The organism is Leifsonia sp. HAY1-4F, from assembly GCF_056755275.1.
Genome location: NZ_JBNDHX010000127.1, coordinates 1 through 9725 on the forward strand (window position 1 = coordinate 1; position 9725 = coordinate 9725).

General features: G+C 63.0%; 9 protein-coding genes. 4 read left to right on the top strand and 5 right to left on the bottom strand.

What is annotated here, in order from left to right; all coding sequences use genetic code 11:
- From ACPYOG_RS17385 to ACPYOG_RS17400, 4 genes are all read left to right on the top strand, one after another.
- A partial coding sequence (locus ACPYOG_RS17385; protein ID WP_481295411.1) for a hypothetical protein occupies positions 1–343 on the top strand: 343 nt, incomplete at its 5' end.
- Positions 344–382: 39 nt separating this feature from the next.
- Positions 383–1525 carry an ABC transporter ATP-binding protein gene (locus ACPYOG_RS17390; RefSeq protein WP_481295412.1) on the top strand — a complete coding sequence of 381 codons (1143 nt, stop codon included), beginning with the start codon at positions 383–385 and terminating at the stop codon, positions 1523–1525.
- The gene (locus ACPYOG_RS17395) at positions 1518–2432 is read left to right on the top strand and encodes an ABC transporter permease (RefSeq protein ID WP_481295413.1); all 915 of its coding nucleotides are present in this window, start codon (positions 1518–1520) and stop codon (positions 2430–2432) included. Before ACPYOG_RS17390 ends, ACPYOG_RS17395 begins: the two co-directional genes overlap by 8 nt.
- Positions 2433–2491: 59 nt before the next feature.
- Positions 2492–3313 (top strand): ABC transporter permease, encoded by an 822-nt coding sequence (locus tag ACPYOG_RS17400; RefSeq protein WP_481295414.1) that lies wholly within the window; start codon positions 2492–2494, stop codon positions 3311–3313.
- A gap of 52 nt (positions 3314–3365) precedes the next feature.
- Here the strand turns inward: ACPYOG_RS17400 and ACPYOG_RS17405 are convergent, their stop codons facing one another.
- The 5 genes from ACPYOG_RS17405 to ACPYOG_RS17425 form a co-directional block, all read right to left on the bottom strand.
- Complete coding sequence (locus ACPYOG_RS17405) at positions 3366–4769, bottom strand: mannitol dehydrogenase family protein (protein WP_481295415.1); 1404 nt, start codon at positions 4767–4769, stop codon at positions 3366–3368.
- Positions 4766–6175, bottom strand: a complete 1410-nt coding sequence (gene uxaC, locus ACPYOG_RS17410; protein ID WP_481295416.1) for a glucuronate isomerase — start codon at positions 6173–6175, stop codon at positions 4766–4768. The genes ACPYOG_RS17405 and uxaC overlap by 4 nt, the downstream gene beginning before the upstream one ends.
- Entirely contained in the window at positions 6168–6323 is a 156-nt protein-coding gene (locus tag ACPYOG_RS17415; RefSeq protein WP_481295417.1) for a hypothetical protein, read from the bottom strand. Before ACPYOG_RS17415 ends, uxaC begins: the two co-directional genes overlap by 8 nt.
- Before the next feature lie 26 nt (positions 6324–6349).
- Complete coding sequence (uxuA, locus tag ACPYOG_RS17420) at positions 6350–7564, bottom strand: mannonate dehydratase (RefSeq protein WP_481295418.1); 1215 nt, start codon at positions 7562–7564, stop codon at positions 6350–6352.
- Positions 7565–7578: 14 nt separating this feature from the next.
- Positions 7579–9725, bottom strand: a 2147-nt coding sequence (locus tag ACPYOG_RS17425) for a hypothetical protein (protein WP_481295419.1), incomplete at its 5' end; no start/stop codon positions are given.

A 9725-nucleotide genomic window follows, 5' to 3' on the forward strand; every position in this document is an offset into this window, starting at 1 on the left:
GTTCAAGAACCAGAACTGGATCACGGACGGCCACTACTCGATGATCCCTGCCGGCGTCAGCCCGGAGACGCTGTACGTGGATTTGAAGCTCGAGTCCTACATGGTGGGTGAGGAAGCGCAGAAGCAGCGCCTGAGCACCGGTGTGCTGACGACGGCGAACAAGAACGTGACCACCGAGGACTCGGGTGGTCAGGTGAAGGCATTCGTCCAGAAATGGGGCCGCCCGGACTTCTACCCGGAGGCCCTGAAGACGGGCAAGGTCCGGGTTCCGCTGACGCCGGATGCGTTGCAGAATGCCTTCACGATCTGGCAGCAGAACATCGGCAGCTCGGTCGGCCAGTAACGACCATCATCCGCAACTCAATGGAAATCCGGTAAGACAATGACCACCACCTCGATCCGAGCGACCAAGAAGCATCAGTTCGAGCGACTGCAGATGCGGAATGTGTCGCGGTCATACAGCAAGGGAAGCTTCGCGCTGACCGATCTGGACCTCAGCCTCGGACGGGGAGAGTTCGTTGCCCTGCTGGGTCCCTCGGGCTGCGGAAAGTCGACCGCGCTGGCATGCATGGCCGGGCTGCAGCCGTTGACCAGTGGTTCCATCTGGCGTGATGATCAGCGAGTCGACACCCTCCCCACCGAGAAGCGCGGCTTCGGTATGGTGTTCCAGAATTACGCGCTCTTCCCCCACCTGACCGTGCAGAAGAACGTCGAATTCGGCCTCAAGATGCGAAAGGTGGCGCGCGCCGAGCGCGCCACCCGAGCATCAAGGGCGCTGGAGCTGGTGCAACTCAGCGAGCACGCTGGAAGGCTGCCAGCGCAACTCTCCGGTGGCCAGCAGCAGCGCGTAGCGATCGCACGAGCGCTGGCGATCGATCCCGAAATCGTGCTCATGGACGAGCCGCTCTCCAACCTGGACGCTTCGCTGCGCGTCGAGCTCAGGACCGAGATCAAGCGGCTCTACCAGGAGCGCGGGCTCACGGTGCTGTACGTGACGCACGACCAGGAGGAGGCGTTGTCGCTTGCGACCCGCCTGGTCGTGCTGCGCGCCGGCAAGCTGGAGCAGACCGGTACCCCGGAGGAGGTATACACCAACCCCGTGTCGGCGTACGTCGCCGGTTTCATGGGGTACCGCAACCTCTTCAGCGCCATCGCCTCGGCCCCGCGTTCGGACGGAACCGTCGAGGTCGAGCTCAACGGCCAGCGGCTGCTTGGGACGTTCAAGTCTCCCGGTGCTGTCCGGCCCGGAGCGAAAGTGACGGTCGCCATCCGGCCCGAGGACGTCAAACTCAGCGCCGCCAACGCTACAGATGGACTGGAGGCGATAGCCGAGGTCGTGGAGTACCACGGTCGAGAGCTGGCGGTGCAGACCCGGACCCGGGGCGGAGTGGTTATCCACCTCCGCACAGGGGAACAGGTCAGCGCTGGAAGCGATGTGCGGCTCCAGACCTCGCCTGATCGCGTCCTCATCTACTCGGACGAGGCGCACCTCGACGACGAGGGGCAGGTGGAAACCGTTGGCTAGCGCAACCACCGCCTCGAGCGGCAAGGCGTCTGCTGTCAGGCAGCCGCTGAGCCATCGTCTCTCTGAGCGAGGAATCGACTGGAGCCTGCTCCTCCTGCTGCCGGCGATCCTCGTGCTGGCGGGCCTCTTCCTGTACCCGTTCTTGTACGGAATCTCAATCTCGTTCCAGCCCCGCTCGGGAGGTCCGTTCCAGAACTACATCGACTTCTTCACCAACCCGTATCAGGTGAGCTCGATCCTCCGAACGCTGACGCTCGCTGTCCCTGTCGCCCTGTTCAGCGTGGCGTTTGCTGCCCCGATCGCCTATCAGTCGCGCCGTGATTTCCGCGGGCGAAAGACGATCACCCTGCTCATGATGCTTCCGCTGACGTTCGGCAGCATTCTCATCGCTCAGGGCATGAGCCGGGCGTTCGCCCCGTACGGGTGGATCAACCTGGCACTGAAGGGAATGGGCCTGCCGCAGGGAAACTTCCTTTACAACTACTGGGGCACGTTCATCGCCGCTGCGCTGACAACGGTTCCTTTCTCCTTCCTCATGATGATGGGCTTCTTCGGCGGCATCGACCGATCTTTGGAGAACGCGGCGGCGAGTCTTGGGGCGAGCCGGTCGGCCCGCTTCTGGCAGATCATCTTTCCGCTCGCGCTACCGGGTGTACTCACCGCGCTCATGCTTGCCCTGGTGGAAGCGTTTGCGATCTTCCCCTCGGCGATTCTCGTCGGGCAGCCCGACAACCAGACTCACGTACTCACGATCCCGATCTACCAGGCAGCCGCACAGCAGTCGGACTACACCGCCGCCTCCGCGATCGCGATCGTCCTAACGATCATCGAACTCATTGTGCTCGGTGTGATGACATCGATCCGATCCCTGCTCTACAAAGGGCCCGCCGTCGGAGGAAAAGGCTAATGGCGACTACGACACCCTTCATCTCTGCCAAACCTGGATCCGGGGATCAACGACCGCGGATGCTCTCTCGCTTCAGCCTGACCTCATTCATCACGTGGTTCGCAGCAGCATGCTTCATCGCGGTTCTCTTCGCCGTGTTGCTCTCGGTGATCGTTGCCTCGTTCGCACAGAGTTGGAGCGGAACCTGGTGGCCCACGACCTTCACATTCGACTGGATCAAACAAGTTCTCGAGATCCCGCAGTTCAAGCCCTCGATCATCACCACATTCGAGGTGGCGATCGCTGATGTCTTCCTTGCTTTGGTCATCGGCGTGCCAGCGGGATACATCCTCGCTCGCAAGAATTTTCCAGGACGCTCCGCGGTGATGTTGGCGATTCTGATGCCCGTCGTCCTTCCGACCCTCACCTATGCGGTGCAGCTCGCGGCGCTCATGTACCGGGTCGGTCTCGGCGGCAGCCTGCTTGCGGTCATCCTCGTCAACCTCGTGCCGATCCTCCCGCTGGTTGTCCTCATCACCGTTCCGTTCGTCGAGCAGATCTCGCCGCAGGTCGAGAACGCGGCCCGCGTGTTCGGGGCGAACAATTGGCGGTTGTTCACGGACGTCCTCATCCCCCTGCTGGCCCCGGGCATCGTAGCCGCCGGCGTGCTCGCCTTCGTCCGGGTACTCGGATCGTTCGACCTGACGTTCTTCGTTGCGGGTGCCGACACTCAGACGCTGGTGGTCACGATCTTCGGAGCCATGTCGAATCCCGGCGGAACTCCGGAGGGCCTGACTGCCGCAATGACACTGTTCTACATGATCATCGCCTTCATCGGTCTTGCCATCAGCCTCCGCTTCTCAAACCCGGCACAAGCGCTTTCCTCGACGACAAGGCATTAGACAACAGGCTGCGACGCTCCCTATCGTCGCAGCCTGTTCCGCCGAGTTTCATTCAGGACGCCTGTGGCGTGGTGGTAAGGCGGTCGACTGCGTCTGACACGCTGCGCGAGAATGCCTCGTCTGTGGCGAGGTCGGGAGCGACGATAGCGAGAAGTTCTCGCGTCGGCTCCGTACCGTGCTCTGCACGACTGATGTCGTCGGCCCGTTCGTCGGGAACCCGGGGTGTCAGCCGGAGGGAGGCGATCCACGCGCCGATAGCTGTGGCTGCTGCGACGGCGCCGTGCCCTGCAGCCCGTTCCAGTCGCGCAATCGGGGCGACCCGAACACGGAGCTTCGTCGCCGAGTCGGTTGCGATCTGGAAGAGCGAGTGCTCGATCCGCGGGTTTGCGAACCGCTTCACGAGTGCCTCGCGATAGGCAGGGACTCCGATTTCCTCTCCGAGATGGTGGGAAGCCTCTTCCCACCATGCTTCGACGTGATCAAGGCACTGATCGTCCGACATCGCCTCTGCCACGGTCCGATGCCCGCGGAGTCTGCCAGCGCCTGCGAGAAGGGTGTGTGCGCCGTTCAACATCCATAGCTTGCGGGATTCGTACGGGGCGATGTCGGCGACGAATCGTGCGCCCGCGCTCTCCCACTGCGGTCGACCCGCTGGGAATTCACCGCTGAGGGTCCAGTCGGAGAACGGTTCGGTCGCGATCGGTGCCGCGTCGTACCAGTCTGTGGCGCTCTGGACTGCGCTGAGGAGGTCGTCTGTGACACGTGGGGTGATTCGATCCACCGACGTCGACACGAACGATGCACCTGTCGGCAGCCAACCGGCCAGCTCGGGGAATACCAGGTTTGCGAGCGTGGTGAGGGCGTGCGCAAGAACGATTCCGTTGGCGGGGATGTTGTCGCACGGGACGATCGCGAGTGCGGGTGCTCCTGCCCGTCGGCGCGCTTCGAGGCCGAGCAGCAAGCGACCGAGCGTGGTCTGTGGCGACGCTGTCTCAAGGGTGTCTGAGATGTTCGCCCGTTTGAGCTCGTCGATATCGCTGATGATGGACGGATCGTCGAGGTCGGGCAGCCCGGTCGGGGTCAGGGAGTACCCGGCCTCGGTCACAGTGAGCGTGATGATGGCCGTGGTCGGGGCGCTTGCGTAATGCAGGTAGGCGGCCCGATCGGTGGCAGCGCGGACCTCGACGATACTCGTCACATGTTCGTAGAGATCTTCTTCGGCCCCACGTTCGACGAGAGTGAAGACGCCTCCCTGTGGAGCAAGAAGGTCAGGGACCGAGCCGGAGCGTCCCGAGAACGCGGCGATACCCCAGTGGGCTGCGTCTACCGCTCTGCTGGTGTACCAGGCCTGGTGGGCGCGGTGGAACGCGCCGAGACCGAGATGGAGGATGCGAACGGGCGGGTTCGAGGCGTCGATACGGGAACGGGTGATCTGCGGTCTCGTCTTCTCGATCACAGCTTGAACGCCTTCCTCGGAATTGAATCCACGAGGTCTTCAATGATGTGTTCCGCCGCTGCTTTGCTGACGCGACCTTCTGCGACGAGGCGCGCGAGGAATGCCGCGTCGGCGCGACGGGCGGTGTTGTGACGCGCCGGAATCGACAAGAAGGCGCGGGTGTCGTCGATAAATCCGGAACCCCGGTAGAACCCTGCTGTTTCGGTTACTGCAGAGCGAAACCGTCCGATCGCGTCCGGTGCATCGAGGAACCACCACGGGGCGCCGATGTAGACGCTCGGGTAGAAGCCCGCTAAGGGCGCAAGCTCGCGAGAGAAAGTAGTCTCGTCGACCGTGAAGAGGACGAGGTGAAAGTCTCTTTCCAGTCCGAATCGCTCCAACAAGGGCCTGAGCCCTTGTACGAATGTTGTCGTGACGGGAAGATCGTGGCCGGTGTTCGCGCCGTAACGGCTGAGCGTGGGCCCGCTGTGATTGCGGTAAACGCCTGGGTGCAGCGTCATGACGAGACCGTCGTCGACGCTCATTCGCGCCATCTGGAACAGCATGTGCGCTCGGAATAGCCGAATCTCGTTGGCGTCGGCTCTGCTAGACAGAACTCGGCCAAACAGGGTCTCTGCTTCCGTCGGTGGCAGGTCGGCGGTCCACGTGTCGAAGACGCCATGGTCCGCTGAGACTCCGCCACGCGAGATGAAGTACTGACGCCGTTGCTCCAGAGCAGACAAATAGCCGCCGAACGTCGCGGCGGTGGGGCTGGTTGCAAGCAGGCGGTTGATCGATTCGGCGAAACCGGGCGCGTCCGGGTCCAGGAACCGGTCTGGGCGGAATGTTGGCAGGACTCTGAACCCGTCCGCTTGCAGGCGAGCGTGATCTTCGAGATCGTCGAGCGGGTCATCGGTTGTTGCGAGGACGTCGATGTTGAAGCGTTCGAACAGCGCTCGAGGCCTGAACTCTTCTGTGCCGAGGCGCTGTTGAATGATGTCGTAGACGTCGTCGGCTGTCCCAGCGGACAGTTCTTCGTGAATCCCGAAGACGCCGGAGAGTTCCTCCGCCATCCAGTAGCCGGTCGCGGTGCCTGCGAACACGTGCCAATGGCCGCAGACGACGCGCCACACCTGCCGTGGGTCAGCGTCCGGCTGTCCCACGCCGAGCCGGTCCAGATCGACGCCAGACGCGTGGAGCAACCGGGTCAGATAGTGGTCTCCGGTGACAAGAAGCTCCGCGGGGTCGCGAAATTGCGTATTCGACGCGAGCAGGTGCGCATCGACGTGGCTATGCGGGGAGATTATCGGTGCATCTTCAACGCGGGCGAGGAGTTGTGCGGCGATGTCGCCGATCATGGCATCTGCCGGCAGCAGCCGCCTGGCGAACTGCGCGGCGAACATGGTTGAGAAGTAGGCGTCAGACATCGATACTCGCCTCCAAAGACGATTCGAACGCATCCGCGGCGCCGATCGCCACATTGCTCTCAGCAGCCCCTGCGCCGAGAAGCACACGCGCATCGATTTCGAGGCTCCCGTGATCGTCAGGCGCAACGAGCACCGTCGTCTCACCCACGGTGAGAAGGTCGAAGCGGGCTTGGTTCATGCTTTTGCGAGCCCGGCTGCTTCGGTCTCCTGGCCCAGCAGGCGCGTTACAGCGAGCTCGACGCCGCGGAGTTGAGCGAGTCCCTTCATCCGTCCGACGAGGGCATAGCCGGGATACGTCGGCCGCAGCAGGTCGTCGAGGAGGAAATGTCCGTGATCGGGGCGCATCGGGATCTCTGAGGCTTCTTCTCCGGCCCGCCGGCGGCGCTGCTCTTCGGTGACGAGAGCGTGGATCACCGAGACCATGTCCACGCCGCCCTCGATGTGGCTGTCCTCGAAGAAGCTTTTTCCGTCCGTCTCGAGTGTGACGTTACGCAGATGCGCGAAGTAGATGTGCTTGGCAAATCGCTGCGCCATCGCCACGACGTCGTTGGTGGCTACCGAACCGTACGAGCCGACACACAGAGTCAGTCCGTTCGCCCAGGACGGTACTGCTTCGAGCAGGTGTTCGACATCCTCGGCTGTGGACACCACACGTGGCAGTCCGAACAGGGGGCGGGGCGGGTCGTCGGGATGAATGGCGAGGCGTATGCCGGCTTCCTCAGCCGCGGGAACGACCTCACGCAGGAAGGAGGCCAGGTTTCCTCGAAGAGTATCCGCGTCGATGCCGTCGTAGAGTGCCAGCCCGGCGCGTAGGGTGTCGAGATCGTACGACTCGCTGGAACCGGGCAGGCCGATGAGCACCGTTTCGGTGAGTGCCGCCTTGGCCGCGTCGTCGGCGTTTTCCCACCACGCGGTCGCCCGAGCTCGATCATCGTCGGTGTAGTCCGCTTCGGCGTCGGCTCGTTTCAACACGAACAGGTCGAAGGCCGCGTGTGCCGCGAAGTCGAACCGCATCGCGTAGCCCCCGGTGGGCAGCGGATGACGCTGATCGGTGCGAGCCCAGTCGATCACGGGCATGAAGTTGTAGCACACGGTCTTCAGGCCGCACGCCCCGAGATTGCGCAGTGTTTGCGCGTAGTTGGTCACGGCCTCGTCGCGCAACGGCCCATTCCACTTGATGTGTTCATGGATCGGGACGGATTCGACCACGCTCCAGGTAAGTCCGGCCTCACGGATCACAGCTTGACGCTTCTGGATCTCTTCGATGGGCCAGACGGCGCCGCTGGGGATGTGGTGAAGCGCGGTGACGATTCCTGTTGCGTCTGTCTGACGGATCTCAGCAAGCGTGACGGGGTCGTTCGGGCCGAACCAGCGGAAGGTGTGCTTCAACGGAGTCCTCGGTTTCAGGTGAGAGCCGAAACGGTCGGCGAATGCTGATCGTGAGTCGGCTGATGGATGGCGACGGGTGGAGAAGCCGTCCACGTCGAGTCGATGGGGGGAAGCTCATCCCCGGTCGTCAGGTAGATCCTGTCGATCCGCAATCCGGACCGTCTGGCCAGGACCGAGAAGACGTGGGGCCCCGCGGGAATCTCAAGGTCGGAAATGGCAGCCCACAGCCACACGTGGCGGGTCCCATACGTGCACAGGTCCCCGCCGGAGAACTGTCTTTCAACCGGCTGGACCACATCATCGAGAGCAACGACGCACGAGTCGTCGGAGCAGTCAGCGAATTTGACGAGCATCCACACGTGGTAGGTGCCACCTTCGGCCGCGTCAATCGCGTAGTGCATTCCTGGAGCCGTTCGGGGGTGCTGCCACAACACACCGGACGGTTGAACGTGCATTGCGAGGCCGGTGCGACCTCGGGTTTCCGACTGGGTGTGGGACCAGCTGATCGTGCCGTCGCGAGATGGTGTCATCCACGCTGCCTGACTGTCTGCGAGGGCGATCTCTGCTTCGATGGCGATGACTCCGCCGGTACCCGATGCGCCCTGGGTGAGCTGACCGAGCACGTCCTTCGTGCCATCCGGATCGGTGTGCTGAACGGGCTCACCTCGACGCTTCTGACGGACGGATGAGTAGGGTCGGAAGGTGGTATCGCCATCCCAGAAGTGCCTGTCGGCGTAGGCCTGGTCGGGCAATTCGAGGGTTGACGCGTCGACGCGCAGGTAGTCGCGCGTGATTCGTTCAATCGACGCCAGATCGACAGCGGCGGGGTCCATCGGGGTCGTGGGAGCAATCGCGTGTCGTGTGTGAGCGCTGAAAGCGGGGCCGATATTGCTTGCAATCGGGGCACTGGTATAGATCACGATCTTGCTGATGGTCACATGGTCGTCGATCGCGTGGACGGAAAGAGTGTGGACACCTGCGGCTAGCTCGGGAAGAGGCACCGTCAGTCGCTCGACGTTGTCGAGGATGCCCTGCTCCCACATGCCGCGATGTTCGTCCGTGGTATCACTTTCGATCGTGATCGGGCTTCCGCGGTCGAGGCTGATGGCGAGGCGGATTCGTCCGGTGGCGTCGAGAGTCGGAAGCCGGTGAATCTCGAGTTGGTGTGCTCCTGGGGTTCGCAGCTGGAAGCGAAAGTCCACGCTTGCCGCCTCGTCTGGCGTCTGCACGTCGAGAGCGCGCGCTTCCAGCGCCGCGGAACCATACCTGCTCAGGAGGGGGGCGGCCTCCCAACGTGATGTCGTCCCAGGATGTTCGTCGTCGTGCAGCGCGGGATCGATTGAGACGTACCCATCCGCTTCAATCCAGCCCACGAAGTCCTGCGGCGGCGCCTCCACATCCACAACCCGAACGGTCACAATGTGACGGGTCCCCGTCCCTGCCTCGATTACGGTGATCCGGCCGGTTCGCCCGCGGTTCGATGACGATTCGACCCGGACGGCGACTCGCCGCTCGGTCTCCACGACACCCATGCGGGCACCTATGACAATCCACGGGTCGCATTCGATGGTGTACTCCACGCCGGGCACCCCGGTGCAGAAGAGTTCGATCCATTTGTCTTGGATCCCGTCGGGCCAGAACGTCAGCGAAGGTGTCGAACGTTCGGAATCTCCCCATGCGATCACGCCGAGACCGCGGCCCTGGACAGACAGGGCCGGCGTGCCAGCCGGATACAAGGGCATGACCGGCGGCGGGAACGCTTCGGGGGTGAACATCCCGTCCCACATGCCGCCCGACATGCGATGGTTGTAGAAGTCGATAACAGCGCGCTTGTGGTCGTCAAATGCGCGCGAGAGCGCGACGTAATGGTCGGCTGCGGCGCTTTTTCCTTGGCGCGCGGCGAGTGTGCTCCGATCGGCGTAGACAAACTCCGCGTTGACCAGGTATGCCATGTGGATCTTGAGGGCAAAGAGCTGGAAGAAGGAATCACGTTCCTCGGCCGGTAGTCCCAATAGCAGATCATTAGTGGCTGCGTAGAGAGCTGCGAAATCGGAGAGTCGTTCGCCGGCCTCGTCGCCATAGCCTGTCTGGTGGAACACGTCGGTGTCGAGATGCTCGTACTTCCGTTGATTGTTCAGCCGGTAGTACTCGGTGTAGATTC

What these genes read in the sequence shown, in the direction of transcription:
- ACPYOG_RS17390 (WP_481295412.1), top strand. Translation starts at nt 383, where the DNA reads ATGACCACCACCTCGATCCGAGCGACCAAGAAGCATCAGTTCGAGCGA.
- ACPYOG_RS17400 (WP_481295414.1), top strand. Translation starts at nt 2,492, where the DNA reads ATGCTCTCTCGCTTCAGCCTGACCTCATTCATCACGTGGTTCGCAGCA.
- uxaC (WP_481295416.1), bottom strand. Translation starts at nt 6,175, where the DNA reads ATGTCTGACGCCTACTTCTCAACCATGTTCGCCGCGCAGTTCGCCAGG.